The sequence below is a fragment of the Chromobacterium sp. CCUG 76385 genome, assembly GCF_059916625.1.
This window is the reverse complement of sequence record NZ_JAUCGU010000002.1, coordinates 104,738-130,792: the sequence shown is the minus strand read 5'-3', so window position 1 is coordinate 130,792 and position 26,055 is coordinate 104,738. Positions and strand designations below refer to the sequence as shown.

Genomic DNA, 26,055 nt, shown 5'->3' with positions numbered 1-26,055 from the left:
TTGGCGTCGTCTTAGACAAAGGAGAATAGAGTGAGCAAAACCCTAATGTTGGTAAAAAGCAGTCTGGCCTTGGGCGCCGTCGGAGGCGCCGCGCTACTGGCCGGCCATGCCGCGCTTAGCGGCGACGCGCCCTGGCCGCAGGCACAAGCAACCGGATCAGTGAAAACCGCTGACAACAGCTGTACCGATCCCGCCTGGAACGCCGCAACGGTTTACAACGGCGGGCAGCGCGTCAGCTACCAGAACCAGACCTGGCAAGCCAAGTGGTGGACTCAGGGCAATACCCCGACGAGCGGCGATGCAAGCCCCTGGCAGCTGATCGGGCAGTGCGGCGGCGGCAATCCGCCTCCCGTCGATCCGCCGCTGGTGCAGGTGCCCGCTCCCACCGGCAACGCGCTGTGTCGCCCGGAGGCGCTGGCGCAGACCCCCAGCGTGGATGTGCCCTATTGCGCCGCCTACAAGCAAGGCGGCGCGGAACAGCTGGCCAACGGCAGCCGCCGCCGCATCATCGGTTACTTCACCAGTTGGCGCACCGGCAAGGACGGCAGCCCGGCCTATCTGGTCAACAATATCCCCTGGGGCAAACTCACCCACATCAACTATGCCTTCGCCCATGTGGATGGCAACAACCAGTTGTCGGTCAACGACAGCGCGCCGGGCAACCCGGCCACCGACATGACCTGGCCCGGCGTAGCCGGCGCCGAGATGGACGCTAGCCTGCCGTACAAAGGCCATTTCAACCTGCTGACCCAGTACAAGCGCAAATTCCCGGGCGTGAAAACGCTGATCTCGGTGGGCGGCTGGGCCGAAACCGGCGGCTACTTCGACGCCAGCGGCAAGCGCGTGGCCAGCGGGGGCTTCTACAGCATGACGGTCAACGCCGACGGCAGCGTCAACCAGGCCGGCATCAATGCTTTTGCCGATTCCGCCGTCGCCTTCCTGCGCAAATACGGCTTTGACGGCGTGGACATCGACTTCGAATACCCAACCTCGATGAGCAACGCCGGCAACCCGCTGGACTGGAGCTTCTCCAACGCCCGCCTCGGCTCCTTGAGCAAGGGCTACGTCGCGCTGCTGCAGACGCTGCGCGACCGGTTGGACCGCGCAGCCGCCCAGGACGGCCACTACTACCAGATCACCGCCGCAGTGCCGGCCTCCGGCTACCTGCTGCGCGGCATGGAAACCTTCCCCGGCCTGAAGTATCTGGACTTCGTCAACGTGATGTCGTATGACCTGCACGGCTCGTGGAACCGCTTCGTCGGCCCCAACGCCGCGCTGTACGACGACGGCAAGGATGCCGAACTCTCGTTCTGGAACGTCTACGGCACCGCGCAATACGGCAATATCGGCTACCTCAACACCGACTGGGCCTACCACTACTACCGCGGCGGCCTGCCGGCCTCTCGCGTCAATATGGGCGTGCCTTATTACACCCGCGGCTGGAAAAACGTGACGGGCGGCAGCAACGGCTTGTGGGGCAGCGCGGTGGGCAGCAACTGCCCAACCGGTCTCACCGAATGCGGCGACGGCGCGGTGGGCATAGACAATATCTGGCACGACCTGGACGACAAGGGCAAGGAGATCCCGGGCGGCTCAAACCCGATGTGGCACGCTAAGAACCTGGAGAAAGGCATCGCCGGCAGCTATCTCGCGTCCTACGGCATCGACGTCACCCAGCCGATCAACCAGCTCATCGGCACTTACCAGCGCAACTACAACGCCGCGCTGGCCGCGCCGTGGCTGTGGAACGCCAGCAAGAACGTGTTCCTGTCCACCGAGGATGAGCAGTCCATCGCGCAAAAGGCAGCCTGGATCGACGCCAACAATATCGGCGGCGTCATGTTCTGGGAACTGGCCGGCGACTACGACTGGAACGCGCAGCGCAACAACGGCCAGGGCGAGTACTACATCGGCAATACGCTGACCAACCTGCTGTACAACACCTTCAGCCAGCCGGCCAAGGTGAACGCCAAGCGCGCGAACGCCGCTCCCGCTCCGACCGCAGCCATAGACGTCGGCTTCAGCCTGGGCAATTTCGCGCTGGGCGACAACAACTATCCGATCAACCCCAAGCTGACCATCGTAAACCGCTCCAAAACCACGCTGCCCGGCGGCACCGAGTTCCAGTTCGACGTGCCGACCTCGGCCCCGGCCAATATCGCCGACCAGTCCGGCTTCGGCCTCAAGGTGATCAGCGTGGGTCACAGCGGCAGCAATATCGGCGGCCTGAAGGGCGATTTCAACCGCGTATCGGTGAAACTGCCCACCTGGCAGACCCTGGCGCCGGGACAGAGCGTGACGCTGGACGTGGTGTACTACCTGCCGATTTCCGGCCCCAGCCACTATACGGTGGGACTGAACGGCAAAACCTACGCCATCCGCGACGAAGCGCCGTATCTGCCTTACTTGCAGTAAGCCTTGCCCGGCTCGCTAGACGGCGGGCCGGCATGTTTCCTCTCCAGTTCCTCCCTTGCCGGCCGGGCCTCATCCCCGGCCGCTTTTTTTCCCGTCCCCTCCTGCCACTGCATCACCTCGCTCAATTGCGCCATGGCCTCAGAGGGATCAATGCCGAACAAGCGGCGCTGGCGGCTCAGATATTGCGGAAAGAAATCTGACATTGGTTCGGTTTTCATGCTGGACTCCTTGCGTGGGAGACCGTATTGTCACGCCAATAACGTGAACAAAAAATTGCTGACTTTTTACTACAAATTTCCTCTTTATGAGCCCTAACCGCCTGTTGCAACAATACAGCCGCCTGCATCGCGGCCTGGAAGGTCAAGCCTGCGCCGTGTCGCTGCAGCAGCTGGCCGACCTGCTGTGCTGCACCCGCCGCCACATGCGCAGCCTGCTGGCCCAGATGCAGGCGCTGGGCTGGCTGGAGTGGAGCGCCCGCTCGGGACGCGGCCAGCGCTCGGCGTTGCGCTTTTTGCGCGATATCGGCCAACTGCAGCAACAGCAAGCCTCGCAGCTGCTGGAACAAGGCAAGGTGGAGCAGGCCGTCGCCCTGCTGGGCGACGATCCGCAGCAACTGGCGCCATTGCTGCTGTCGAGGCTGGGACGGCGCTGGAGCGCAGACCGCCAGGTGCTGGGCGTGCCCTACTACCGGCCGATGCCTAATCTGCATCCCGGCACGCCGCTCAGGCGTTCCGAACGCCATCTGGTCAGCCAGATCTTCAACGGCCTGACCCGGCTGAATGAGGAAAAAGGGGAAATAGAGGGTGACTTGGCGCACCACTGGGAACCCTATTCTGATCTAGAGTGGCATTTCCATCTGCGGCCACGCGTGCGCTGGCATGATGGCCGCGAGCTGCGCCAGGACGACATCGCCGCCAGCGTGGCGCGGCTGCGCGCGCAGCCGCTGTTCGCCCATCTGCGCGGCGTGCGCCGCCTGTCGCCGCAAAGCATCGCGCTGGAGCTGTCGGAGCCGGACCCGTGGCTGCCCTGGCTGCTGGCGGACCCGGCCGCGCTGATCCTGCCGGCGGACCACGCCGCGCTGCCGGATTTCGCCTCCCGCCCGGTCGGCACCGGCCCGTACCGCGTGGCCGTCAACGACGCGCACCGGCTGTCGCTGCAAGCCTTCGACGATTATTTCGGCTTCCGCGCGCTGCTGGACCAAGTCGATATCTGGATGATGCCGCAGCTCGGAGACCAGCTGTCGCTGAAGGTGCAGGAAACCTGCAATCTGACGGTGGAAATCAATCCCCTGCCGGTGGAGGAGCAAACCGAGATGGCGCTGGAAACCGGCGTCTACTATCTGTTGTGCGATGGCCGCTCCCCGGCCATGCGCGATGATGCCGTGCGCCTGTGGCTGGCCCAGGCGCTGTCGCCGCTGGCCATCATGCAGCAGACGCCGCCGGCCACCCGGCAGTACTGGGTGGCCGCTTCCGGCCTGCTGCCGCGCTGGCACCACGTCCAGCCCGAGCCTGTCCCGCCCGCCCCGCCTTTGACGCGGCTGCGGCTGGCCTATTACGAACAGCATCCGGAATACCGCCAGATCGCGGACGCCATCGCGCGTTGCCTCGCCGCGCACGGCATCGCGCTGGAGTGCGCGGTCCATCGCTATAGCGATTGGGAATTGGGACTGGCCGAAACGGACCTGTGGCTGGGCACCGTCAACTTCAGCAGCGGCACGGATTACGCCGTGCCGGCCTGGCTGCTGGGCACGCCGCTGCTGCGGCGCTGCCTGGAAACAACGCTGCCGCTGACGGACTGGCTGCGCGGCTGGCGCGGCGGCGAACACAGCGCGGCCAGCCTGTCGGCGCAGACGGTGCGCCAACACTGGATCCTGCCGCTGTTCCACAACTGGCTGCGGCTGAAAGGGCCGGGCCAGATCGAGGACTTTCGTCTCAACAGCATGGGCTGGTTCGATTTCAAATCCGTCTGGCTGCGGCCCGAAGAAGACTGAGCCCGTTGCCGCCGCGCAGGGCGGCAGGCACAATCGATTGCGCCTCCTCCCCCAAACCAAGGCCATGTCCCGCACTGACTCCGCCTACCTGCCTGAACCGATAAGCCAAGCGATGCTGACGCTGCCCGCCGGCGTCTGCGGCGACGCGCCCTGGCAAGGCAGGCTGGCGGCGCTTCCGCCAGCAAGACCAGGCCAACCGCTGCCGCTGCTGTTGTTCCTGCACGGCTCCTCCGGCCTGAATGAACAGACGCTGGCGTTTCAGCGCTGGGCCAGCGACACCCTGGGCATCGCCACGCTGGCGCCGGACAGCTTCGCCCGTCCCCAGCGTCCGCGCTATCAAAGTCCAGCTCCAGTGGAGCAATACGAGGCGGTGCACGCGCTGCGGCAAGAAGAGATCGCCATGGCAGTGGCGGCGCTGCCGCAACTGCCATGGGTGGACAGCCAGCGGCTGGCCTTGGCCGGCAGCAGCGAGGGCGGCGTGGCCGCGGCCCGTTGGCGCGGCCAGGAATTCGCCGGCCGCATCCTCTATGGCTGGAGCTGCGAGGACAATTACTTTGTGGAGAAAGCGGACAATGGCTTTGATGCCGACTGCCCGCTGCTGAATCTGCTGTCGGACACCGATCCGTTCTTCGGCCGCGACAGCCAATACAACCGCGGCCGCCAAGTCGATGGCGACAGCCGGCGCGCACTGGCGGACATGCCCAAGGCGCGGCTGGTTCTGCTGCCGAATGCGCCGCATACGCTGTACAACCTGCCGGAGGCGCGCATGCTGGCGGAGGAGTTCCTGCGCGGGCTGTTTGCTTGATTACCTATCGTCGCATATCCGCTGCGCGCAGCAAGCGCAACACCGGATCAGGGCGTTGATGAACGGTTTTTAGAACAACTCCAGCTCGCCCACGCTCTCCGCCACCGCCGCCGTCGGCGGCTGGTAGCGGAAATCCAGGCTGGCGCCGCTCGACAGGGTCAGGCATGCGGTCAGCCAAAAATGCGCGCCGCCGCCCATGTCCACCCGCCAGCTGCGGCGCAAGGCGCTGTTCAGCAGTTCCAGATGCTGCAGGCTGCTGGCGCCCACCCCCAGCGGCGTGGACATGCCGACATGGCGAAAGACGGCGCACAGCGCCCGGTTGACCGCGCCGCAAATCATATTGGCCAGCTCGCCGTGCGCGTCGCGCAGCGCGGCCGCCGTCAGCGGAGAACTGCTGCGCACCCAGCGCGCCAACCTGTCCTTCATCGCGGCATCGTCGGCAAACTGGAACAGCATGGCGAAACGGAAATGGTAGGAGGAAATATTCAGCAGCATCAGTTCGTCGCCGACGATATCCAGTCGCGGCAGCTGCTCGCCCAGCGCCGACACCACGCAAGGGCCGTCCTCGCCGACGCCGCAGCCCTCGCGCAGCGCCTGCTCGCAAATCTTTTCCAGCGACTCCACCGCGGCGGCGCTGATCATACCGTCTCCCCGCTTTCCAGCTTGGCCAGGATGCGCTCGCTGGAGGCCTTGAGGCCGAACACCGCGGTGCGGATCATATTGCCGCAGGCCTGCAAATCCTGGAAGGTGGTGGTGGTCACCAGGTCGTTGCGCTCCAGATTCTTCTTGTATTCGCCTGACAGATCGGCGGCGTTGCTGGCCAACTGGCGCACGCCGTCGGCCACCACCGAGAAGCCGCGGCCGTATTCACCGGCGCGCGCGGCCTCGATGGAGGCGTTCAGCGCCAGCATCACCACGTTTTTGACGATGGTGGAGAAGTCTTCGTTCTGTTCTTTCAGGCGGCGGTTATTGACCAGAATGGCCTGCATTTCCTCGTGCCAGCGCTCTATGGTCTGCACCAGCCCCAGCAGCAGCTCCACGTCGCCGGCCAGAGTCGCCTGCTCCTGGCGCATTTCGGCGCGCACGCTTTGCAGCGCCTGCAAGGCCTCGTCGCGGGATTCGCGCCGCGCCGATTCGCGCGCGGCTTCCGCCAGGAGCTGCGCCTCCGCCTCCCGTTGCGCCAACTGCGCCTTCATCTCATCCAGCTTGCGGCCATGCGCTGCCTCGGCCGCCTCCAGCTGCTGCCGGTAACGCTCCGCCACCCGCTCCGGAGGCTCCAGCCGCTCCAGTTCGGCGATGCGGGCATCGCGCTCGCTCAGTTGCAAGCGATGGCGTCCGGCGGCGCGCCAAGCCAGCGCGCCAACCACGACCGATAGCGCCAGGCACAGGCCGGCGCAGACAAAGGCGATCATGCTTACTGCGTCCATCTCGTTCTTTCCGTACCGCGTCCGCGCGGCGGCGTGGCTCAGCCGGTCACCAGCTTCTTGAAGGTAGGCAACACGGCCGCGCCGTTGAACGGCTTGACGATCCAGCCCTTGACGCCGGCCGCCTTGCCGCGTTCCTTCATTGCCGGGCTGTTCTCGGTAGTGAGCATGATCACGTTGACCGCGGCGTTTTTCAGCTCGCTGCGGATTTTCTCGGCCATGGTCAGGCCGTCCATATTGGGCATGTTGACGTCGCTGACCACCAGCTTGATGCCGGGATGGGCGCGCAACTTGTCCAGACCGTCCTTGCCGTCCACCGCGGTCACCACGGCGATGCCGTTGGCCTTCAGGAAATCCGCCACTTCATTGCGCACGGTGCTGGAGTCATCCACCATCAGAACTTGAGCCATTTCACTTCCTCTTTATCATTGGGTTTCAAAACAGTTCGAGCTCGCCGGATTCCACCAGCGATTCGACACTAGGTGTTTCCTGAAACTCGTCCGGAGACCAGCACAGGTTGAATACGAAGCGCTGCACCAGCGTGACCTCATGCCCGTCGGCGGCGTCGCGGTCGCGCAGCTGGTACTTGATGCACAGCTGCGGATCCTCCGAGCCGAAGGAGATATAACGCCGCTGGTGGTTGACGATGATGGGCACCTGGGTCAGCAGCGCCGGATGCTGCGCGCCATTGCCGGCGTAACGGTTCTTGAACGAACCCCAGATCAGATTGGTGGCCTCGCCCAATGCGGCATTGAGCTGGCGGAAATCGGGCTCGGCATCGCCCTCTGGCTCCAGCAGCGCCATCAGCGGCGCCTCCTCGGCCTGCAGCATCATGTAGCCGCGGCACCAGCTGCTTTCGATGGCGATCAGCGTGAACATCTCGCCGTAGACCAGGCGGTCCTTCACCGCCAGGAACGGCGCCTGCACCGTCACCTCGCAGCGCGGAAACAGCAGCGCCAGCGCGTCGCGGCTCATCTCGGTGATGCCGCGCACCAGCGGGTTGGGATAGATGCGGCTGAAGATGGACGAAGCTAGCGCGTCGCTGAGAATATGCAGATCGTTCAGGGTATAGCCGCAGCAAAAACGCAGCGCGTCGCGTTCGGACAGGCCGGCCAGGCTGGGCGTCTGCTCGCGGCGCAGGAAAATCGGCAGTTCCGGCCGCGCGGCGTGGATCTGCCGCGCCAGCTCCAGCCCGGCCTTGCGGCCTCCGTAGTATTCGAACAGCATGATGCCGCCCAAGTCCACATTGGAGCGCAAGATGGCCATCACGTTGTCCGCGCCGGCTTTTTGCGGCCGGATGCAGATCAGTTCATTGTCGCGGCAGAAGTGCTTCAGGCGGCCGGAATAGGTCTGGCCGTCATCCAGCACCAGCATCTTGGTGCGCAGGCAGGTTTGCAGGGTATCGGTCATCGCTGCGCTCACACCGGATTCAGGGCGTTTTCAGCGGCAACGTGCGCCACATCGCTGATGGCCGCGCGCGGCTCCACCGCCACCGCCAGGCTGTCCGGCAACACCACCACCGTCTCGAAGCGGCGGAAGTCCATGCCGCGCTCGTTGTCGAGGAAACGCAGCTCTATCCTGCCCTGCTCCCGCTTGACGAAGGACTGCACGGCGTCCATGCCCACGCCGCGGCCGGACACGGCGGTCAGCTTGGCCGCGGTGGAAAAGCCGGGGCGGAAGATCAGCTGGGCGGTCTCTTCGTCGCTGAGCTCGGCATCGGCGGCGATCAGCCCCTGCTGCAGCGCGCGTTCGCGGATGCGCCCCAAAGCCAGCCCGCGTCCGTCGTCCGCCAGCGCCAGCTCCAAGCGGCCGTCGGCCACACGCAAGTCGAGCACGATGGCGCCCTGGGGGCTCTTGCCCAGCGCCACGCGCTCGTCCGGGGCTTCCAGGCCGTGATCCAGCGCGTTGCGCATCAGGTGCATGAACACATTCTTCAGGGTGGCGGAGGCCTGGTTGCGCAGCACATAGCCGTTGTCGCGCACCCGCACCTGCGGCACGTCCTTGCCCAGCTCATGCGCCAGCGAGGGCAGCGAATCGAGCACGCCGGCCAGGATTTCCGTTACCGGCTCCGTGCCCATGCGGCTCAACACATGGCGCACGCTGTTGTGGACGGAAATCAGCTCGTGCAGATTGCCAGTGTTGACGGTTTCCAGCCGTTGCAGCATCTCGCGCACCTGATCGCGGTCCACCAGCAGGAAATCGGCGCCGCCCACCCGGCCCGGCCCCTTGCGGCCCAGGCTCACCTCGTTGACGCGGGCGTAGTGCTCTACGCTGTCGCGCACCGCTTCCAGCTCGCGCAGCAGTTGGGTCTGGTCCCAGACGATTTCCGGCTTGGGTTGACGCAAAAGCTCGTAGCTCTGCTCAGCCTGGTGCACGATGTCGGTCAGCTGCGACAAGCCGTAGGTGCGGGCGTTGCCCTTGATGGTGTGCAGATTGCGGAACAGCTGATTGATGGCCTCGCGGTCGCCGTTGGGATACTGGCGGATCAACTGCTCGGACTCGCCGATGAAGCGCACAGCGCCGGCAATGAAGTCGTGGAACTTGTCCTGGCTCACCGCCAGGATCTCGCCGATGATGGCCAGCTCGCGCTTCTGCTCGTTGGCCTCGGCGGCCAGGGTCTTCAGCTCGGTCACGTCGCGCACGCACAGCATCAGCCGCTCCACGCGGTCCTGCTCGTCCACGATAACCGACCAGCTCAGATCCAGCACCTTGCCCTGGCGTTCCAGCTCGCCCACCAGCAAGTGGCGGTTGAATTCGAAATTCATGCTGTCCTCGCCCAGGCAGGAGGCGATGGCGGCCTCCACCTGCGACAGCGCGTCGGCGCCCAGCTTGCCGTCGGCGAACAGCACATCCATGATGTTGCGGCCAGCGATGTTGCCGTGTCCCAGGATGGATTCCAGATGGGCGGAGTACTCGTGATGCACCGCCATGCCGTCGACGATGGTGAGAATGCCTTGCGGGATGTTCTGCAGCATGGCCTGGATGTCGTTGCTCTTCTGCCGCACCAGGGCGCTGCTCTCCTCGATGCGCGCCACCATGCTGTTGAAGGCGACGATGGACTTGCCGATCTCGTCCTCGCGCGCCACCGGCACCCGGCGCGAAAAGTCCTGGCTGTCGGCGATCTCGCTCATGGTGTCCTGCATGTGGCGGATCGGCAGCACGATCTGGCGGTACAGCAGCCAACCCAGCGCGCCCAGCGCCAGCAGCGTCGCCACCGTCACCAGCGTCAGCGTCATCGCGGCGCCGGACAGGTTGCGGTTCAGCGTCAGGATCGCCTCGTCCTTGTTGCGGTTTTTCTCCACCCGCAGCGTGGTGACGATCTGCTGCAGATTGTCATGGTATTGCAGCACGCCGCCGGCGTAGGTGGCGTCGGCCAGGTCGCTCTGTCCGCCCTGCTTGAACTTGATGGTATCGTTGATGGCGCCGACGTAGTTGTCGTACACCTCCTGCGCCTGATCGGCCAGACCGCGCTGGGTGGGGCTGCTGGCCATGCTCCTCTGCAACGCCAGTTGCGACCGCAGCGCCTTCTCGCTGGCGGCCAGCAGCTCCTTGGCCTGGGACTGCAGATTGGCGTCGGAGGCTTGCAGGAAGGTCATCATGCCCAGCTGCACGTCCTTCAACGATGAGAGCAGGTCGGCCGAGGCCAGCGCGCTGGGCACCTCGCCCTCGGTCACCGATTTGACGGCCGCGGCATTGGCATGCGATTTCCATACCGCATAGCCGCCGACGGCGAGGATGGACAAGAAGCTGACCGATACCAGCAAGAGAATCCTATTACGTATACTCATGGCCTGCCCAACGCAAAAGATTGTTAATGTTTAAACAGTATGCTTTTAAATAATTATCCGAACCATTTTTTCAAAAGACGATGACAGCGTTATGACAGGAATCCATCACATTCGGGGTCAAACTGATAAGCTAACGCTTCAATGTGAACGTCATTAGCATTGAACAGGGACTATGCAAAAAAATCATAAGAACCGCTGGAGAAGATGGCCACGACGATGGACTTCGAGCTGAAGGACGTCTTCGACCTCTACAACCAGCCATCGGCGGAGGAACTGCGCAATCAGGTCATACGCGCGCGAACTGCTGGCCAAAATGGTCGGCGCTTTGCTGGAGCCAGCAGGCCCGCACAAAACCCACTGACACTGGTCAGCCATTCCGCATGAATCTTTGCGCATCAATCACTTAGCAAACCAAAATCAATAACCACTTCAAAATCCGCTACGGCGACTGGATTTGCTGCGCCGCAAAACCTTGCCAACCCCGGCGAAACCCGCTAAATTCGGGTGCTCTAGCGAAGCGCGCGGGTGTAGCTCAATGGTAGAGCAGAAGCTTCCCAAGCTTACGACGAGGGTTCGATTCCCTTCACCCGCTCCAGCGCCCTCCCATTCCTCACGACCAATCCCGCATGCATAGCCTATCCGAGCGAAATCAGATGAAATGGAACTCAGGCCGGCTGTGGCTAAGAATCTCGACCTACGGTCTGCTGGCCGTGGTGTCCGCGCTGGTGCTGATCCGCGCCCTGATCTACTGGCAGTTCGACGAAGCCGCGGTGCGCGGCAACCTCACCCGGGCCCTGCAGGACAGCGGCCGCACCGTGCGCATTGAAGGCCGCATCACCCCGAATGTATTCCCCTCCCCCGGACTCGATATCGAGCGCATCAGCATCAGCGAAGCCGGCAAGCCCGACGTCTTTGCCCGCGTGGAAATGCTGCGCGTGTCGCTGGCCTGGATGCCGTTGTTGCTGGGCAACCGCGAAATCAAGGGAGTCGAGTTGTACGGCCCCAGCGCCAGCATCAGCCGAGGCCTGGATGGGCAGTTGAACATCGCCGACCTGTTTCAGCGCCATAACCAGAACGGCTACAGCTTCAAGCTGGACCAATTGCGCATCCGCGAAGGCACGCTGCTGCTGTCCGACCAGATGACGCATACCGACAAGCGCCTCTCCAGCATCAGCGTGGACGCCGATGGCCTGCGCAGCACCGCGAAAGTGAGCGCCGGCGCCGTGCTGGATGACGACAAGCGCCCGGTGCGGCTGGCGCTGAACACGCCGCTGACCATTCAGGACGACCAAGTCAGCCTGCCGGAACTGGACGCCGTGGCCATCAGCAACATCCAGGGGCTGGGCGAAACCAAGCTCGGCATCGCCGGCGCCTACAAATTCAATTTCGCCTCGCTGCAGGCCACCGGCAACGACGTCACGGTCAGCTTCAACAGCGACCGTCCGACCAGCGAAGTCAAACTGACGCTGCCGCAGGTCAACGCCAGCCTGCATGAGCTGACCATGCCGTCCGGCAGCCTCAGCGCCAAGCTGAGCTACGCCCGCAGCGAATACCAGCTGCAAGCCGCGTTGGACAATCTGAAGCTGAGCGAGGGCGGGCTGTACGCCGACAAGCTGAACGGCGAGTTCAACTGGCTGGCCGGCTCCACCAAGGTCAACGTCAAACTGAACGCGCCGCTGTCGCTGGCCGGGCTGAGCCAGCTGCGCATGCAGCCCTTGAAGCTGACCAGCACCATCACCACGCCGGCGCTGCCGCGCGGCCAACTGGTGGCCAGCATGGACGGCATGCTGGACGGCGATATCGACGAACCGCGCTTCAACCTGCGGGTCGGCGGCAAGCTGGACGGCTCCGATGTTTCCGCCACGCTCAGCCAATACGGCCTGATCCGGCCGCGGCACGAGGCCATGCTGTCCATCGGCAAACTGGACCTGAACCGCTACCTGCCGGAAACCCAGGGCGATCCGGTGGCCATCTTCCAGAACACCAACGAGATCCCGCTGGACTGGCTGGATTTCTTCGACCTGAACGGCAAGATCGCCATCGGCGAGCTGGAAATGGGCCGCTTCCGCATCAACCACATCAGCAGCAATGTCCGCATCAATCCGCGCGCCTTCGAGCTGGACCAGATGTCGGCCGACATCTACGACGGCCGGCTGCAGGGCGATGCCTCGCTGAGCCGGCGCGACGTGCCGCATCTGGCGGTGAAGCAAACGCTGCAGGGCATGAAGATCCGCCCGCTGCTGGTGGACTTGTTCAACTTTGGCCGGCTGGACGGCAAGGGCAATGGCCAGATCGACATCAGCGCCGACGGCAAATCCTTCGCCGAGCTGCGCAACACCCTCAGCGGCGACGCCGCCTTCAGCCTGAACAACGGCGCGCTGACCGGCATCGACCTGGTGGCGGCATTGAAGAATCTGCCGGCGGAATTAAAGGAATGGAACAGCGCGGCGCAGAACGACCAGAAGACCACCTTCTCCACCCTGTCCACCAGCTTCAAGCTGGACAAGGGCGTGGCGCGCAGCCAGGACCTGAAGCTCGCCTCGCAGCTGGTCAATGTCAAGGGCGGCGGCAAACTGGACCTGAAACAGAGCATTGTCGACTACGCGATGGATGTGCAGGCCAATCCGCAGGAGTTTGCGCGGCTGAAGGGCGTCAATGTGCCGCTGAAGATCACCGGGCCGATCAACGCCCCAGTGTACGCCCTGGACTTCAATGCCCTGGTCAAGGGCAAGAAGACCGAAGGCGAGAAGCAGCAGGCGTTGAAGCAGCAGTTGCAGAAGCAGATCACCACCATCCTGCCGTAAGCGGCGCAGCCTGCGCGCAAGACAAAGCCCCGTAACATACGGGGCTTTTTCGTTTCATCGATGCCATACGCGGCTGCGGCTCACTCGCCCTGCAGAATGCGCGACTCCGCCAACGCCAGCTGCTCAGGCGTGCCCAGCAAGACCAGGATATCGTCGGCCTGCAGTTCAAAGCTGTCATCGAAATCGGTGCGCCGCGTCCGCTGGCGCCGCACCGCCTTCACCTCGACCCCGGCATCCTCCAGCCGCAGCGCGCCCAGCGGCTGGCCGATGGCGAAGGCGCCGCCGCACACTTGCACGCTGAGCAAGCGCGGCACCATCGCCTCCTCCAGGCTCTCCACCTCGTCGCTGGCGCCGCGGAAGAAGCCGCGGAACAGATCGTAGCGCTCCTCGCGCACCGCGCGGATGCGCCGCAGCACACGGCTGGGCGGCACGCCGGCTTCCAGCAGGGCCTGCGAGGCGAGCATCAGGCTGCCCTCCATCACCTCGGCCACCACCTCGTCCGCGCCAGCCTGGCGCAGCACATCCATTTCACTGTCATCCACGGTGCGCACAATGACCGGCAACTCCGGCCGCACCTCTCGCACCGCGTGCAGAATGCGCAAGGCGGCGTGGGTATCGGCAAACGTCACCACCACCACCTTGGCCCGCATCAGGCCGGCCGCGATCAACACTTCTTTCTTGCCGGCATCGCCGAACACGACTTGGTCGCCGGCCTCGCCGGCTTCGCGCACCCGCTCCGGGTCCATGTCCAGCGCGAACATATTGATGTTCTCGGCTTCCAGCAGCCGGGCCAGCGCCTGGCCACTGCGGCCGTAGCCGCAGATCAGCACGTGCTCGTTCTTGCTCATGCTGGCCACCAGCATCTGATGCAGGTCCAGCGACTGCAGCATCCAGTCCTGCTTGATCAGGCGCCGGGTGATGCGTTCGCCATGCATGATGAGGAAGGGCGCAATCAGCATGGAGATCAGGATGGCCGCGATCGCCGCCTGAGCTGCCGGAATCGGCACCAGCTTCAAGTTCATGGCCAAGGCCAGCAGCACGAAACCGAATTCGCCGCCCTGCGCCAAGGCCAGCGCGGCGCGCATCGCGTCGTTGGAGCGGTGGCCGAACAAACGCCCAAGGCCGAACACCACGCCCAGCTTCAAGGGCAGCAGCAGCACCAGCAACAGCAGCACCACGCCCAGGTGATCGAACAGAATGGGCAGCTCCAGCCGCATGCCCACGGTGATGAAGAAGAAGCCAAGCAGGATGTCGCGGAACGGTTTGATGTCCTCTTCCACCTGGTAGCGGTATTCGGTTTCCGAAATCAGCATGCCGGCGACGAAGGCGCCCAGCGCCAGGCTGAGGCCGGACAGCTCGGTCAGCCACGCCACGCCCAGCGTCACCAGCAGCACATTGATCATGAACAGCTCGCCGGAACGCTGCCGCGCCACCAGATGGAACCACGGCCGCACCAGCCGCTGGCCGAAAAACAGCAACAGCGCCAGCACCACCACGATCTTGCCGCCGGCCTTGGCCAGGTCCAGCCACATCGTGTCGCTGCCGCCGGCGAAGGCCGGCAGCAGGATCAGCAGCGGCACCACCGCGATGTCCTGAAACAGCAGCACCCCTATCGCCAGCTGGCCATGCGGCTGGTTCAATTCCAGTCTTTCGGCCAGCAGCTTGCTGACGATGGCGGTGGACGACATCGCCAGCGCGCCGCCCGTCGCCAGGCCGATCAAGGGGCTGCCGGTGATCCAGCCTATCGCCAGCGCCACCAGCAGCATGGTGACGGCCACCTGGGCCAGGCCGACGCCGAATACCAGCTGACGCATCGCCTTCAACTTGGGTAGCGAAAACTCCAGGCCTATCGTGAACATCATGAACACGATGCCGATCTCGCCGAGAAAGGCGGTTTCCTCGCCCTCGGGAATCAGTTTCATCACGCCGGGACCGGCGAGAAAGCCCACCACCAGATAGCCGAGCATCGCCGGCACCCTCAGGCTGCGGCACAAGGTCACCACCAACACGGCGGCCAACAAAACAAGAACGATGGGGGCCATGGAATGCATTGGCGGCGGGGTCTCCAGCGGTGGTGGCAGGGGAAGGAAGCGACGAAAAACGACGCGCCCAAGCAAAAGTTGCACCAGCGCGCGCGTCAATCGATTATAACCTTTGATATACTTTTGCCTTATGGAAAAAATACAAGACACCCGCCGCCTGGAAATGGCGCGCGAAGTCCTGCAAACCGAGGCTGCGGCGCTGAGCACGCTGGCCGAGCGTCTGAACGGCGACTTCCTGGCCGCCGTTGAAATCATTCTTGCCGGCAAGGGCCGCGTGATCGTCACCGGCATGGGCAAGTCCGGCCATGTGGCGCGCAAGATAGCCGCCACGCTGGCCAGCACCGGCACGCCGGCCTTTTTCGTCCATCCCGCCGAAGCCGCCCACGGCGACCTGGGCATGATCACCGGCGACGATGTGGTCATCGCGCTGTCCAATTCCGGCGAGTCCGCCGAAGTGGTGTCGCTGCTGCCGGCGCTCAAGCTGAAGGGCAGCAAGCTGATCGCCATCACCGGACGCGCCGAATCGTCTCTGTCCCAGGCCGCGGACATCCTGCTGCATACCCATGTGGAAAGGGAAGCCTGCCCGCTGAACCTGGCGCCCACCACCAGCACTACGGTGCAGGTGGCGCTGGGCGATGCGCTGGCGGTCACGCTGATGGAGGTGCGCGGCTTCGGCCAGAGCGACTTCGCGCTGTCCCACCCCGGCGGCAGCCTGGGCCGCCGTCTGCTGGTGCATGTGCGCGACCTGATGCACGGCGGCGATGATCTGCCGCGCGTCGCGCCGGGCACCCTGCTGAAGGACGCGCTGTTGGAGATGTCGCAGAAGCGCCTCGGCATGATCACCATCTGCGCCGCGGACAACACGCTGCTCGGCATCTACACCGACGGCGACCTGCGCCGCACGCTGGAAAGAGCCGCCGACGTCTACCGTCTGAAAATAGACGAAGTGATGAGCGCCAACCCGCGCACCATTCATCAGGACAAGCTGGCGGCCGAAGCCGGCTTCGTGATGAAGGAAAAACAGATCACCAGCCTGGCCGTGGTGGATAATGCCGGCAAGCTGGCGGGCGTGCTGCACATGCACGACCTGCTGCGCGCCGGAGTATTCTGATTCCGCCGCTCGCCCCATGGCGGACGGCTTACAGGACATAAGTATGCGTATGATTGCCGAGCAGGCCCGCAAGGTGAAACTGCTGATCATGGATGTGGATGGCGTCATGACCGACGGCCGCATCTACTACAACGCTCAGGGCGAAGAGAGCAAATCGTTCTACGTGCAGGATGGATTAGGCCTGCGCCTGCTCAGCCGCACCGGCGTGCAACTGGCCATCATTTCCGGCCGCGCCGACCGCTGCGTGGAACACCGCGCCCGCGCGCTGAAGATCGACCACTACTACGGCGGCGTGCACGACAAGAAAGTCGCGCTGGCCGACCTGCTGCAGAAAACCGGCTTCAAAGCCGAGGAATGCGCCTTCATCGGCGACGACCTGATCGACCTGCCCATCCTGACTCGCGTCGGCCTGGCGGTGGCGGTGCCGGAAGCGCCGCCGCAGGTGCGCCAGCACTGCCATTACGTCACCGGCAACCCCGGCGGCCATGGCGCGGTGCGCGAGCTGGTGGAGCTGATCATGCAGGCGCAAGGCACCTTCGACGCCATTGTCGAGGAATACCTGGCATGATGCGCCTGCTGCGTTCCCACCGCTTGTTCCCGGTGCTGCTGATCGGCCTGACCGCCATGCTGACACTGTGGCTGGACCAAGTTTCGCGCTGGGACACCCGTCATCGCGAGCTGGACCCGGACAAGCCGGAATATGTGGCGGAGGATCTGATCGCCACCCGCTACGACGAACACGGCAAAATGCTGGACAAGCTGATCGCCAGCCGCATGTGGCAGTACCCCGGCAAGCCTGAGGCGTTTTTTGAGAAGCCGGACCTGTATCAATACGATGCGGGCGTGCTGCAGTACCACGTGATCGGCGAGACTGGCCGCTACAACAACAAGAACCAGCAGGCTTTCTTCGACAAAAAAGTCCTTTTGATCAAACCCGCAGACAGCAAGCAGCCGGAAACCCGGCTGCAGAGCAGCGCGATGTTCGTGGACACCGGCAAGCGCTACGCCAGCTCCAAATCGCCGTCCGTGATCACCCAGGGCAACTCGGTGGCCCACTCCATCGGCTTCACCTATCAGGAGCCGCTGGGTCTGCTCAATCTGCTGTCCACAACCAAGATCATCTATGCCAAATAAGACCCGAATCCTGCTGGCCGGCATGCTGCTGGCCGCTTCCACCTTGGTCCAGGCCGAACAGGCCGACCGCGACAAACCGATCGAAATCACCAGCGACAACGGCTGCACCATGGACCAGATCAAGGGCATCTCGATCTGCAACGGCAATGTGGTGGTGATCCAGGGCACGCTGCGGCTGAACGCCGACCAACTGACCGTCACCCAGGACAAACAAGGCAACCAGACCATGCACGCCACCGGCCGCATCGTCACCTTCCGCCAGAAAATGGACCGCGACGGCGGCTGGGTCGAGGGCCAAAGCAGCGTGCTCGACTACGACAGCGCCAAACACCTGGTGGTGCTGACTGGCAATGCCCGCGTCAAGCGCAACGGCGACCTGTCCATCGGCAACGTCATCCGCTACAACACGCTGGAAGAAACCTTCGAAGTGGTCGGCGGCGGCGCCTCCGCCTCGGGCAAGGGCCGCTCCGTGGTGATCCTGCAGCCGAAAAAGACGGCCTCGCAGCCGGCGGCCAGCGGAGCCGCCAAGCCATGAAGCACAGCGTTCTCACCGTCTCGAAGCTGAAAAAGCGCTTCAAGAAGCGCACCGTGGTCAAGGATGTCTCGCTGAATATCGAAAGCGGCGAAGTCGTCGGCCTGCTCGGCCCCAACGGCGCCGGCAAGACCACCAGCTTCTACATGATCGTCGGCCTGATCGGCGCCGACGATGGCGACATCCGGCTGGACGAACAATCCATCACCCATTATCCGATACACCAGCGCGCCCAGCTGGGCCTGGGCTATCTGCCGCAGGAGGCGTCCATCTTCCGCCGCATGACAGTGGAGGAGAACATCACCGCCATCCTGGAAATCTCCGGCCTCAAGGGCAAGGAGCTGGAAAAGGAACTGGACCTGCTGCTGGACGACCTGAACATCGGCCATCTGCGCGACAGCAACGCGCTGGCGCTGTCCGGCGGCGAGCGGCGCCGCGTGGAAATCGCCCGCGTGCTGGCCACCCGGCCGCGCTTCATCCTGCTGGACGAACCGTTCGCCGGCGTCGATCCGATCGCGGTAATCGATATTCAGAAAATCATCTCCTTCCTGAAAGAGCGCGGCATCGGCGTGCTGATCACCGACCACAACGTCCGTGAGACGCTGCGCATCTGCGACCGCGCCTACATCATCAGCGACGGCTCGGTGCTGGCCTCCGGCCAGCCGGAGGAGCTGGTCAACAACGACAAGGTGCGCAAGGTTTACCTTGGCGAACACTTCCACCTGTAAACCATGAAGCAGGCACTACAGCTCAAGGTTTCGCAACAGCTGACGCTGACCCCGCAGCTGCAGCAGTCGATCAAACTGCTGCAGCTGTCCACGCTGGACCTGCAGGCCGAGGTGGAGCGCTTTCTGCTGGACAACCCGCTGCTGGAACGCGGCGACGAGCCGCGCGACAGCGACGCGCCCTCGGAGGCGGCGGAAACGCGGGAAACGACGGAGAGCGAAGCGGCAGACAGCCGCGACGACAGCGCGGCCGAGCTGCTGGACTGGGGCGCAGGCAGCCGCCACGGCGGCGACGACGACTACGACCCGATGCTCAATGTCCCCTGCCAGATCAGCCTGCGCGAGCACCTGCTGGCGCAGCTGGGCGAGATCGCCTTGCCGCGCCGCGACGAGGCCATCGTGCGGCTGCTGATCGAGGAGCTGGACGACGACGGCTACCTGCCGCAAAGCCTGGACGAGCTGGCCAGCCATCTGCCGCTGGAGCTGCAGCTGGAAAGCGACGAGCTGGCCGTAGGCCTCGCCCTGCTGCAGCAGTTCGACCCAGCCGGCGTCGGCGCGCGCACGCTGGCGGAATCGCTGCAACTGCAGCTGCAACGGCTGCCCACAACAGAATCAGGCCATGCGCTGGCCCTGGCCATCGTGCGCGAACATCTGGCGCTGCTGGGGGGCCGCGACTACGCCAAACTGAAAAAGCTGCTGACTTGCAACGACGCCGAACTGCGCGCGGCGCAGGCGCTGATCGCCCGCCTCAACCCGCACCCGGCCACCGGCTTCCATCACGGCGATGTCCACTACGTGATCCCCGACATCAGCGTGCGCAAGCTGCGCGGACGCTGGGTGGCGGAGCTGAACCGCTCGGCCGTGCCGCGCTTGCGCGTCAACCAGCTGTACGAGCGCATGCTGGCCGACAGCCGCGGCCAGGGCGGCGAGATGTCCGCCCGGCTGCAGGAGGCCCGCTGGCTGGTCAAGAACATCCAGCAACGGTTTGACACCATCCTGAAAGTGGCGGAAGCTATTGTTGAGCGTCAACAGTTGTTCTTTGAACAAGGCGAAGTGGCGATGCGGCCGCTGATTCTGCGCGATATCGCGGAAGAGCTGGGCCTGCACGAATCCACCGTATCCCGCTCCACCAGCCAGAAATACCTGCTTTGTTCGCGAGGTTTGTTCGAGCTCAAGTATTTCTTCGGCAGTTCGTTGGAGACTGAAAGCGGTGACGAGTGTTCCGCCACCGCCATCAAGGCCCACATTCGCAGCATGATAGAAGGCGAAAACCGGGCGAAGCCGCTGTCGGACAGCGCCCTCGCCGACGCGCTGGCCAAGCAGGGAATACAGGTTGCCAGACGCACCGTAGCCAAGTATCGTGAAGCCATGCAGATTCCGGCGGTGAATCTGCGCAAGGCGCTGTAAGGGCCTGCACAAGAATACAATGCCGCCCGACAACCCGCCCGGGCGGTCAACACCAGAAGGAGCTAGGGTATGAACCTCAAAGTAACTGGCCTGCACCTGGAAGTCACTCCGTCGCTGCGCGAATACATCGAGAACAAACTGGAGCGCATTACCCGCCATGTCGACAACGTGATCGACATCTCCGTGACCCTGTCGGTAGACAAACTGGTTCAAAAGGCTGAAGTCAATGTGCACATGTCCGGCAAGGACATCCACATCGAGGCTACCGAAGCCGACCTCTACGCCGCCATCGACCTGTTGATGGACAAGCTGGACCGCCAAGTGCTGAAGCACAAGGAAAAGCTGACCGAACACCGCGTGCAAAGCTCCGGCGAAGTCCAGCAGCCCTCGCTGTGACGCCTAGTTGAAAAGGACGGGAACCGGGCGGTTCCCGTTTTTCTTTGCGCTTGCCGGTTTTCAGTACTATCAAGGCAACGTAGAATTCCGGGTTTATCAAAGAGCCGCATGCATAATCCAATATGAATCTCATCGGCAAGATACTGACTCCGGACCATGTATTGCTGGATCTGGATGTCTCCAGCAAGAAGCGGGTGTTCGAGCAGGTCGGTCTCCTGGTGGAAAACACGCGCGGCATCGCCCGCAGCGAAATCTTCGACAGCCTGTTCAGCCGCGAGAAGCTCGGCTCCACCGGGCTGGGCCAAGGCGTCGCCATCCCGCACGGCCGCGCGCGCGGCCTGAAGGAAGCCACCGGCGTGTTCATCCGGCTGAAGGCCCCGATCCCGTTCGACGCGCCGGACGGCAAGCCGGTGCAGTGCCTGTTTGTGCTGCTGGTGCCGGAGCATGCCACCGATCTGCATCTGCAGGTGCTGTCGGAATTGGCGCAATTGTTCTCCAGCCGGCAGATGCGCGAGAAAATGCTGAGCATCGGATTGCGCGACGAGCTCTACCAGCAGCTCTGCGATTGGACCCCTAATGCCTAGCATTACCGTACGCCGCCTGTATCAGGAAAATCAGCAGAAGCTGAACCTGACCTGGGTCGCCGGCACCGGCGGCTCCGACAACGTCATCGGCAACGACGACCAGCGCCCCACGCTGGCGCTGGTGGGCCACCTGAACTTCATCCACCCCAACCGCGTCCAGGTATTGGGCCTGGCGGAAGTCGACTACCTGAACAAGTTGGAACAGTCGGCCGCCAAGACCGCGCTGGACCAGCTGTTCCACAAGAGCATGTCGGTGGTGATGGTGGCCAACGGCCAGCCGGTGCCGCGGCTGCTGCGCGACTACTGCCACAGCCACAACGTGCCGCTGATGACCAGCACGCTGGAAAGCCCGTACCTGATGGACGTGCTGCGCATCTATCTGGCGCGCGCGCTGGCGGTGTCCACCGTGCTGCACGGCGTATTCCTCGACGTGTTCGAGATCGGCGTGCTGATCATGGGCGACTCGGCCATGGGCAAAAGCGAATTGGCGCTGGAGCTGATCTCGCGCGGCCACGGCATGGTCGCCGACGACGCGGTGGAGCTGTACCGCATCGGCCCGGACACGCTGGAAGGCCGCTGCCCGCCGCTGCTGCGCGACTTTCTCGAGGTGCGCGGCCTGGGCATCCTGAACATCCGCACCATCTTCGGCGAGACCGCCGTCCGCCCCAAGAAGGTGCTGAAACTGATCATCCATCTGGTGAAGGCCAACGACCAGGCCATGCAGGCGCTGGACCGGCTGAACATCCAGTCCGAGACCCAGGACATCATAGGCGTGACCGTGCGCAAAGTGGTGCTGCCGGTGGCCGCCGGCCGCAACCTGGCGGTGCTGGTGGAAGCCGCCGTGCGCAACTACATCCTGCAGCTGCGCGGCATCGACAGCACCCGCGAGTTCATCGAACGACACACCAATTTCTTGCGAGACCAGGAAAATGCGCCTGATATTGATTAGCGGCCTGTCCGGCTCCGGAAAATCCGTGGCCTTGCGCGCGCTGGAAGACTCCGGCTTTTACTGCGTGGACAATCTGCCGGCCAATATGCTGCCGGAAGCCATGGCCATGTATGAAGAGTTCGGCTACAGCGACATCGCCATCAGCGTCGATACCCGCTCCGGCCCGTCGCTGGGCGCGCTGCCGCAAGTCGTGACGCAGCTGCGCGGCCAAGGCATAGACGTGCGCCTGCTGTTTCTGGAAGCCAAGCCCGCCACGCTGGTCAAGCGCTTCTCCGAAACCCGCCGCCGCCACCCGTTGGCCGGCTCCGGCATCACCGTGGAAGAGAGCATCCAGGTCGAACAGGAAATGCTGGGCGGCGTGCAGGAACTCGGCACCCGCATCGACACCAGCGAACTGTCGGCCAACGCGCTGCGCAGCTGGATACGCGAACTGGTGGACGCCGACAGCAGCCGGCTGACGTTGATTTTCCAATCTTTCGGCTTCAAGCATGGGGTGCCGCAGGACGCCGATTTCGTCTTCGACGCCCGCTGCCTGCCGAATCCGTATTACGATCCGCTGCTGCGCCCGCTGACCGGGCGCGATCAGCCCATCGTCGACTTCTTCGCCCAGCACGCTGAAGTGGCCGACATGATCGCCGACATCCAGTCGCTGATCGCCAAGTGGCTGCCCTGCTACAGCAAGGAAAACCGCAGCTATCTGACGGTGGCGGTCGGCTGCACCGGCGGCCAGCACCGCTCTGTCTTCATCATTGAAAGCCTGGCCCGCGCCTTCGCCGACCAGCAAGTGCTGGTGCGCCACCGCCAGTTGCATCCCGACCACTGAACAGGAGACAGGCGGCAACGCCCGCCCCTGGAGACTGCCCGATGTCCCGCCGCCAAACCGTCACCGTCGCCTTGACCGGCGCCTCCGGCCTGCCCTACGGCCTGCGCCTTATCGAAACCCTGCTCGCCGCAGGCATCCGGGTGTGGGTTCTCTACTCCCAAGCCGCGCAGATCGTGGCCAAGCAGGAAATGGAACTGACGCTGCCATCGCGCCCGGCGGAGATGAAAGCCTGGCTGCTGCAACGCTATCCAGCCGCGCCGGAACTGCTGGAAGTTTACGGCCGCGAGGAATGGTTCGCGCCGGCCGCCTCCGGCTCCAACCCACCCGACGCCATGGTGGTGTGCCCGTGCTCCATGGGCACGCTGGCGGCCATCCGCCACGGCATGAGCGACAATCTGATCGAACGCGCCGCCGACGTCTGCATCAAAGAGCAGCGCAAGTTGGTGCTGGTGCCGCGCGAAACGCCGCTATCGGCCATCCATCTGGAAAACATGCTGGAACTGGCGCGCCTGGGCGTGGTGATCCTGCCGCCCTCCCCCGGCTTCTATACTCATCCCAAGAGCGTGGACGACATGGTGGACTTCGTCGTCTCGCGCGTGCTGGATCAATTGGGCGTGGAGCAGACGCTGACGCCGCGCTGGGGAGAATAAGCATGGACGGCGGCCCTATCCTCAGCCTGCAAGGGCTGCGTCAACTGGAGCAGTCCGCCGAAGCCGCCGGGCTCGATCTGATGCGCCGCGCGGCGCAGGCCGCCGCCGATTGGGTGGTTCATGGCCTCCCCGCCTCCTCCCGCCTGCTGGTGTGCGCCGGCCCCGGCAACAACGGCGGCGACGCCTTGTACGCCGCGCTGGCGCTGTATCAGCGCGGCTACCGGGTGGACGTCCTGCAACCGTCGCCGCCGGCCAGCGCGGCCTGCCGCGTGGCCCGCCTGGCGGTGGAGCAGGCCGGCCTCGCCATCTGGCCAATCCTGCCGGATGACTATCCGGCGCCGGCCCTGCTGATCGACGGCTTGTTCGGCATCGGGCTGTCGCGGCCGCTGGACGCAGGCTGGCAGCGGCTGATACATGCGCTGAACGCCCTGGCCTGCCCCAAGCTGGCGCTGGACTGCCCCAGCGGCCTGGATGCCTATACCGGCCAGCCGCTGGGCGCCGCCCTGCGCGCCGACCACACCTTGACCTTCCTCTGCCATAAGCCGGGCCTGTTTGGCGGCGCTGGCGCCGACTTGGCCGGCGCGGTGACGCTGGCGCTGCTGGCTTGCCCTGCCAATCTATACCCGCCAGCCGAAGGCGCGCTGAATGCGCCCGACGTCTCGCCGCTGGCCCGCTCGCGCGACAGCCACAAAGGCAGCTATGGCAGCGTCTGCATCCTGGGCGGCGCGCCGGGCATGCTGGGCGCGGTCCTGCTGGCCGGACGCAGCGCGCTGCGCGGCGGCGCGGGCAAAGTCTATCTGTGCCCGCTGGACGACCGGCTGCCGGTAGACCCGACCACGCCGGAACTGATGATACGCCCGGTCGACGAAATGGCTGCGCTGCCGAGCGCGGACATCATCGCCGTCGGCCCCGGCCTGGGGCAGCAGCCTTGGGCCGAGCAAGTGCTGGAACAGACGCTGGCGCAAACCCAGCCCCTGGTGCTGGACGCAGACGCGCTGAATCTGTTGGCCGCCCGTCCCGCGCTGGCCGCCAAGCTGGCCGCCCGCCCCTTCCCGACCGTCCTCACGCCGCACCCGGCGGAAGCGGCGCGTCTGCTGGGGCTGGACACCACGGCCCTTCAGGCCGACCGGGTGCGGCATGCGCGCGCGCTGGCGGCGCGTTTCCACTGCGTCGTCGTCCTGAAAGGCGCCGGCAGCCTGATTGTTCGGCCTGACGGCTACTACCTGGTCAATGCCAGCGGCGGGCCGGAATTGGCCGCGGCCGGCCAGGGCGACGTGCTGACCGGCCTGCTCGCCGCCCTGCTGGCGCAGCGCCTGCCGGCATTTGAAGCCGCGGCGCTGGCGGTATGCCTGCACGGGCTGGCCGGCGACGACTATCGTCTCGAAGCCGGCGGACCGATAGGCCTGGCCGCCTCCGCCACGGCAGAGCGAATCAGCCGCGTCGCCAACAGGCTGCTCGCCGCGCGCTGAACGCCGCCTTTGCCGCCGACGGCGGTTTGTGGTTAACATCGACCAGGCACACCCACCCTCCGGAGAGTTGTCTTGTCGCTCCAGCATAACCAGAAAAAAGCCTATGCCTTCGGTCTGGGCGCCGTGTTGGCCTGGTCCACCGTCGCCAGCGCCTTCAAGCTCAGCCTGCAATACCTCAGCCCGATGCAACTGCTGCTGTACGCCAGCATCGCCTCGCTGCTGGCCCTGCTGTCCATCCTGGCCTGGCAGCGCCGCCTGCCGGAACTGGCCGCGGCGTTCCGGGCGCATTGGAAAAGCTCGCTGCTGTTCGGCGCCGTCAACCCGTTCGCCTACTATCTGGTGCTGTTCCAGGCGTATTCCCTGCTCCCGGCGCAGGAGGCGCAGGCGATCAACTACACTTGGGCGCTGACCATGACGCTGCTGGCCGTGCCGCTGTTGAAACAGGCGCTGCGGCTGCAGGACGCGGCCGCGGCGCTGATCTGCTACCTCGGCGTGCTGGTGATCGGCACCCGCGGCCAATTGCTGGAGCTGCACTTCTCCAACCAGTTGGGCGTGCTGCTGGCGCTGTGCTCGACGCTGCTGTGGGCCGGCTATTGGATCTTCAATACCCGCGACGCGCGCGAACCGGTGCTCGGCCTGACGCTGAACTTCGCCTGCAGCCTGCCCTTGAGCCTGGCCTGGTGCGCCTGGCACGGCCAACTGGCGCTGCCGGCCTGGCAGGGGCTGGCCGGCGCCGCCTATGTCGGCGCGCTGGAAATGGGCTTCACCTTCGTGCTGTGGCTGACGGCGATGAAGCTGACGCGCAGCACCGCCAGCATCGCCAATCTGATTTTCCTGTCGCCGCTGGTCTCGCTGCTGCTGATCCACCTGATCGTCGGCGAGGCCATTCTGCCGTCGACGCTGCTGGGACTGGCATTGATACTGGGCGGATTGGCGGCGCAAAAACTGCCGCTGGGCCGCCGCGCGCGCGCGCAGTTGGCGGACGGCCAGAGCTGAGCCGGCACGGA

25 protein-coding genes and 1 tRNA gene are annotated in these 26,055 nt (G+C 64.6%); 19 read left to right on the top strand and 7 right to left on the bottom strand.

The window, feature by feature from the left end; translation table 11 throughout:
- Window positions 1-30 precede the first annotated feature (30 nt).
- Window positions 31-2,415, top strand: a complete 2,385-nt coding sequence (locus tag QUG01_RS02460; protein WP_500828723.1) for a chitinase C-terminal domain-containing protein — start codon at window positions 31-33, stop codon at window positions 2,413-2,415.
- Here QUG01_RS02460 and QUG01_RS02455 read toward each other — a convergent pair.
- Window positions 2,403-2,633, bottom strand: a complete 231-nt coding sequence (locus QUG01_RS02455; protein WP_500828722.1) for a hypothetical protein — start codon at window positions 2,631-2,633, stop codon at window positions 2,403-2,405. The genes QUG01_RS02460 and QUG01_RS02455 overlap by 13 nt on opposite strands.
- 86 nt (window positions 2,634-2,719) lie before the next feature.
- On the opposite strand from QUG01_RS02455, the gene sgrR reads away from it, so the two are divergent.
- Both sgrR and QUG01_RS02445 read left to right on the top strand, forming a co-directional pair.
- Window positions 2,720-4,405, top strand: a complete 1,686-nt coding sequence (gene sgrR / locus QUG01_RS02450) for an HTH-type transcriptional regulator SgrR (protein ID WP_500828721.1) — start codon at window positions 2,720-2,722, stop codon at window positions 4,403-4,405.
- Between the two features lie 64 nt (window positions 4,406-4,469).
- Window positions 4,470-5,210 carry a dienelactone hydrolase family protein gene (locus tag QUG01_RS02445; protein WP_500828720.1) on the top strand — a complete coding sequence of 247 codons (741 nt, stop codon included), beginning with the start codon at window positions 4,470-4,472 and terminating at the stop codon, window positions 5,208-5,210.
- Window positions 5,211-5,279: 69 nt separating this feature from the next.
- Here the strand turns inward: QUG01_RS02445 and QUG01_RS02440 are convergent, their stop codons facing one another.
- Genes QUG01_RS02440 through QUG01_RS02420 form a run of 5 tightly spaced genes read right to left on the bottom strand, consistent with a single transcriptional unit; the run spans window position 5,280 to window position 10,422 of the window.
- Window positions 5,280-5,852, bottom strand: a complete 573-nt coding sequence (locus QUG01_RS02440) for a hypothetical protein (RefSeq protein WP_500828719.1) — start codon at window positions 5,850-5,852, stop codon at window positions 5,280-5,282.
- Window positions 5,849-6,637 carry a methyl-accepting chemotaxis protein gene (locus QUG01_RS02435; RefSeq protein ID WP_500828718.1) on the bottom strand — a complete coding sequence of 263 codons (789 nt, stop codon included), beginning with the start codon at window positions 6,635-6,637 and terminating at the stop codon, window positions 5,849-5,851. Before QUG01_RS02435 ends, QUG01_RS02440 begins: the two co-directional genes overlap by 4 nt.
- Window positions 6,638-6,675: 38 nt before the next feature.
- Window positions 6,676-7,044: a response regulator gene (locus tag QUG01_RS02430; RefSeq protein WP_500828717.1), complete on the bottom strand. Its 369-nt coding sequence runs from the start codon at window positions 7,042-7,044 to the stop codon at window positions 6,676-6,678.
- A gap of 25 nt (window positions 7,045-7,069) precedes the next feature.
- On the bottom strand, window positions 7,070-8,044 hold the full coding sequence (locus QUG01_RS02425) for a chemotaxis protein CheX (RefSeq protein WP_500828716.1): 975 nt from the start codon (window positions 8,042-8,044) through the stop codon (window positions 7,070-7,072).
- 8 nt (window positions 8,045-8,052) lie between these two features.
- Window positions 8,053-10,422: an Hpt domain-containing protein gene (locus QUG01_RS02420; RefSeq protein ID WP_500828715.1), complete on the bottom strand. Its 2,370-nt coding sequence runs from the start codon at window positions 10,420-10,422 to the stop codon at window positions 8,053-8,055.
- Between the two features lie 204 nt (window positions 10,423-10,626).
- On the opposite strand from QUG01_RS02420, the gene QUG01_RS02415 reads away from it, so the two are divergent.
- The 3 genes from QUG01_RS02415 to QUG01_RS02405 all read left to right on the top strand — a co-directional run bounded on the left by QUG01_RS02415 (window position 10,627) and on the right by QUG01_RS02405 (window position 13,226).
- A complete protein-coding gene (locus QUG01_RS02415) occupies window positions 10,627-10,806 on the top strand; it encodes a hypothetical protein (RefSeq protein WP_500828714.1) in 180 nt (59 codons plus the stop codon).
- A gap of 137 nt (window positions 10,807-10,943) precedes the next feature.
- A tRNA-Gly gene (locus QUG01_RS02410) sits at window positions 10,944-11,017 on the top strand.
- A gap of 58 nt (window positions 11,018-11,075) precedes the next feature.
- A complete protein-coding gene (locus tag QUG01_RS02405) occupies window positions 11,076-13,226 on the top strand; it encodes an AsmA family protein (protein ID WP_500828713.1) in 2,151 nt (716 codons plus the stop codon).
- 80 nt (window positions 13,227-13,306) lie between these two features.
- Here the strand turns inward: QUG01_RS02405 and QUG01_RS02400 are convergent, their stop codons facing one another.
- Window positions 13,307-15,277: a monovalent cation:proton antiporter family protein gene (locus QUG01_RS02400; RefSeq protein ID WP_500828712.1), complete on the bottom strand. Its 1,971-nt coding sequence runs from the start codon at window positions 15,275-15,277 to the stop codon at window positions 13,307-13,309.
- Between the two features lie 121 nt (window positions 15,278-15,398).
- Between QUG01_RS02400 and QUG01_RS02395 the strand changes: the two genes are divergently transcribed.
- The 13 genes from QUG01_RS02395 (at window position 15,399) to QUG01_RS02335 (ending at window position 26,044) form a co-directional block, all read left to right on the top strand.
- Complete coding sequence (locus tag QUG01_RS02395) at window positions 15,399-16,379, top strand: KpsF/GutQ family sugar-phosphate isomerase (protein WP_500828711.1); 981 nt, start codon at window positions 15,399-15,401, stop codon at window positions 16,377-16,379.
- A 43-nt stretch (window positions 16,380-16,422) separates the two neighbouring features.
- Entirely contained in the window at window positions 16,423-16,947 is a 525-nt protein-coding gene (locus tag QUG01_RS02390) for a KdsC family phosphatase (RefSeq protein ID WP_261173834.1), read from the top strand.
- Window positions 16,944-17,513, top strand: coding sequence for an LPS export ABC transporter periplasmic protein LptC (lptC, locus tag QUG01_RS02385; RefSeq protein ID WP_103318624.1), 570 nt, complete (start codon window positions 16,944-16,946; stop codon window positions 17,511-17,513). Before QUG01_RS02390 ends, lptC begins: the two co-directional genes overlap by 4 nt.
- Window positions 17,503-18,048, top strand: a complete 546-nt coding sequence (gene lptA, locus QUG01_RS02380) for a lipopolysaccharide transport periplasmic protein LptA (protein ID WP_500828710.1) — start codon at window positions 17,503-17,505, stop codon at window positions 18,046-18,048. The genes lptC and lptA overlap by 11 nt, the downstream gene beginning before the upstream one ends.
- Window positions 18,045-18,773 carry an LPS export ABC transporter ATP-binding protein gene (lptB, locus tag QUG01_RS02375; RefSeq protein ID WP_500828709.1) on the top strand — a complete coding sequence of 243 codons (729 nt, stop codon included), beginning with the start codon at window positions 18,045-18,047 and terminating at the stop codon, window positions 18,771-18,773. Before lptA ends, lptB begins: the two co-directional genes overlap by 4 nt.
- A 3-nt stretch (window positions 18,774-18,776) precedes the next feature.
- Entirely contained in the window at window positions 18,777-20,177 is a 1,401-nt protein-coding gene (locus tag QUG01_RS02370) for an RNA polymerase factor sigma-54 (protein ID WP_500828708.1), read from the top strand.
- A 69-nt stretch (window positions 20,178-20,246) separates the two neighbouring features.
- Complete coding sequence (gene hpf, locus QUG01_RS02365; RefSeq protein ID WP_500828707.1) at window positions 20,247-20,573, top strand: ribosome hibernation-promoting factor, HPF/YfiA family; 327 nt, start codon at window positions 20,247-20,249, stop codon at window positions 20,571-20,573.
- Window positions 20,574-20,695: 122 nt separating this feature from the next.
- Window positions 20,696-21,157 (top strand): PTS IIA-like nitrogen regulatory protein PtsN, encoded by a 462-nt coding sequence (gene ptsN, locus QUG01_RS02360; protein ID WP_043627216.1) that lies wholly within the window; start codon window positions 20,696-20,698, stop codon window positions 21,155-21,157.
- On the top strand, window positions 21,150-22,106 hold the full coding sequence (hprK, locus tag QUG01_RS02355) for an HPr(Ser) kinase/phosphatase (RefSeq protein ID WP_043627218.1): 957 nt from the start codon (window positions 21,150-21,152) through the stop codon (window positions 22,104-22,106). The genes ptsN and hprK overlap by 8 nt, the downstream gene beginning before the upstream one ends.
- The gene (gene rapZ, locus QUG01_RS02350) at window positions 22,087-22,929 is read left to right on the top strand and encodes an RNase adapter RapZ (RefSeq protein ID WP_500828706.1); all 843 of its coding nucleotides are present in this window, start codon (window positions 22,087-22,089) and stop codon (window positions 22,927-22,929) included. The genes hprK and rapZ overlap by 20 nt, the downstream gene beginning before the upstream one ends.
- Before the next feature lie 41 nt (window positions 22,930-22,970).
- Window positions 22,971-23,579, top strand: coding sequence for a flavin prenyltransferase UbiX (locus QUG01_RS02345; protein WP_071109013.1), 609 nt, complete (start codon window positions 22,971-22,973; stop codon window positions 23,577-23,579).
- A gap of 2 nt (window positions 23,580-23,581) precedes the next feature.
- Entirely contained in the window at window positions 23,582-25,048 is a 1,467-nt protein-coding gene (locus QUG01_RS02340) for an NAD(P)H-hydrate dehydratase (protein ID WP_500828705.1), read from the top strand.
- A 72-nt stretch (window positions 25,049-25,120) separates the two neighbouring features.
- Complete coding sequence (locus QUG01_RS02335) at window positions 25,121-26,044, top strand: DMT family transporter (RefSeq protein WP_500828704.1); 924 nt, start codon at window positions 25,121-25,123, stop codon at window positions 26,042-26,044.
- The last annotated feature ends 11 nt before the right edge of the window (window positions 26,045-26,055 follow it).

What these genes read in the sequence shown, in the direction of transcription:
- lptB (WP_500828709.1), top strand. Translation starts at nt 18,045, where the DNA reads ATGAAGCACAGCGTTCTCACCGTCTCGAAGCTGAAAAAGCGCTTCAAG.
- QUG01_RS02445 (WP_500828720.1), top strand. Translation starts at nt 4,470, where the DNA reads ATGTCCCGCACTGACTCCGCCTACCTGCCTGAACCGATAAGCCAAGCG.
- QUG01_RS02370 (WP_500828708.1), top strand. Translation starts at nt 18,777, where the DNA reads ATGAAGCAGGCACTACAGCTCAAGGTTTCGCAACAGCTGACGCTGACC.
- ptsN (WP_043627216.1), top strand. Translation starts at nt 20,696, where the DNA reads ATGAATCTCATCGGCAAGATACTGACTCCGGACCATGTATTGCTGGAT.
- QUG01_RS02390 (WP_261173834.1), top strand. Translation starts at nt 16,423, where the DNA reads ATGCGTATGATTGCCGAGCAGGCCCGCAAGGTGAAACTGCTGATCATG.
- rapZ (WP_500828706.1), top strand. Translation starts at nt 22,087, where the DNA reads ATGCGCCTGATATTGATTAGCGGCCTGTCCGGCTCCGGAAAATCCGTG.
- QUG01_RS02415 (WP_500828714.1), top strand. Translation starts at nt 10,627, where the DNA reads ATGGCCACGACGATGGACTTCGAGCTGAAGGACGTCTTCGACCTCTAC.
- QUG01_RS02400 (WP_500828712.1), bottom strand. Translation starts at nt 15,277, where the DNA reads ATGCATTCCATGGCCCCCATCGTTCTTGTTTTGTTGGCCGCCGTGTTG.
- QUG01_RS02425 (WP_500828716.1), bottom strand. Translation starts at nt 8,044, where the DNA reads ATGACCGATACCCTGCAAACCTGCCTGCGCACCAAGATGCTGGTGCTG.
- QUG01_RS02430 (WP_500828717.1), bottom strand. Translation starts at nt 7,044, where the DNA reads ATGGCTCAAGTTCTGATGGTGGATGACTCCAGCACCGTGCGCAATGAA.
- sgrR (WP_500828721.1), top strand. Translation starts at nt 2,720, where the DNA reads ATGAGCCCTAACCGCCTGTTGCAACAATACAGCCGCCTGCATCGCGGC.
- hpf (WP_500828707.1), top strand. Translation starts at nt 20,247, where the DNA reads ATGAACCTCAAAGTAACTGGCCTGCACCTGGAAGTCACTCCGTCGCTG.
- QUG01_RS02455 (WP_500828722.1), bottom strand. Translation starts at nt 2,633, where the DNA reads ATGAAAACCGAACCAATGTCAGATTTCTTTCCGCAATATCTGAGCCGC.
- QUG01_RS02395 (WP_500828711.1), top strand. Translation starts at nt 15,399, where the DNA reads ATGGAAAAAATACAAGACACCCGCCGCCTGGAAATGGCGCGCGAAGTC.
- QUG01_RS02340 (WP_500828705.1), top strand. Translation starts at nt 23,582, where the DNA reads ATGGACGGCGGCCCTATCCTCAGCCTGCAAGGGCTGCGTCAACTGGAG.
- QUG01_RS02405 (WP_500828713.1), top strand. Translation starts at nt 11,076, where the DNA reads ATGAAATGGAACTCAGGCCGGCTGTGGCTAAGAATCTCGACCTACGGT.
- lptC (WP_103318624.1), top strand. Translation starts at nt 16,944, where the DNA reads ATGATGCGCCTGCTGCGTTCCCACCGCTTGTTCCCGGTGCTGCTGATC.
- QUG01_RS02420 (WP_500828715.1), bottom strand. Translation starts at nt 10,422, where the DNA reads ATGAGTATACGTAATAGGATTCTCTTGCTGGTATCGGTCAGCTTCTTG.
- QUG01_RS02345 (WP_071109013.1), top strand. Translation starts at nt 22,971, where the DNA reads ATGTCCCGCCGCCAAACCGTCACCGTCGCCTTGACCGGCGCCTCCGGC.
- lptA (WP_500828710.1), top strand. Translation starts at nt 17,503, where the DNA reads ATGCCAAATAAGACCCGAATCCTGCTGGCCGGCATGCTGCTGGCCGCT.
- QUG01_RS02440 (WP_500828719.1), bottom strand. Translation starts at nt 5,852, where the DNA reads ATGATCAGCGCCGCCGCGGTGGAGTCGCTGGAAAAGATTTGCGAGCAG.
- QUG01_RS02435 (WP_500828718.1), bottom strand. Translation starts at nt 6,637, where the DNA reads ATGGACGCAGTAAGCATGATCGCCTTTGTCTGCGCCGGCCTGTGCCTG.
- hprK (WP_043627218.1), top strand. Translation starts at nt 21,150, where the DNA reads ATGCCTAGCATTACCGTACGCCGCCTGTATCAGGAAAATCAGCAGAAG.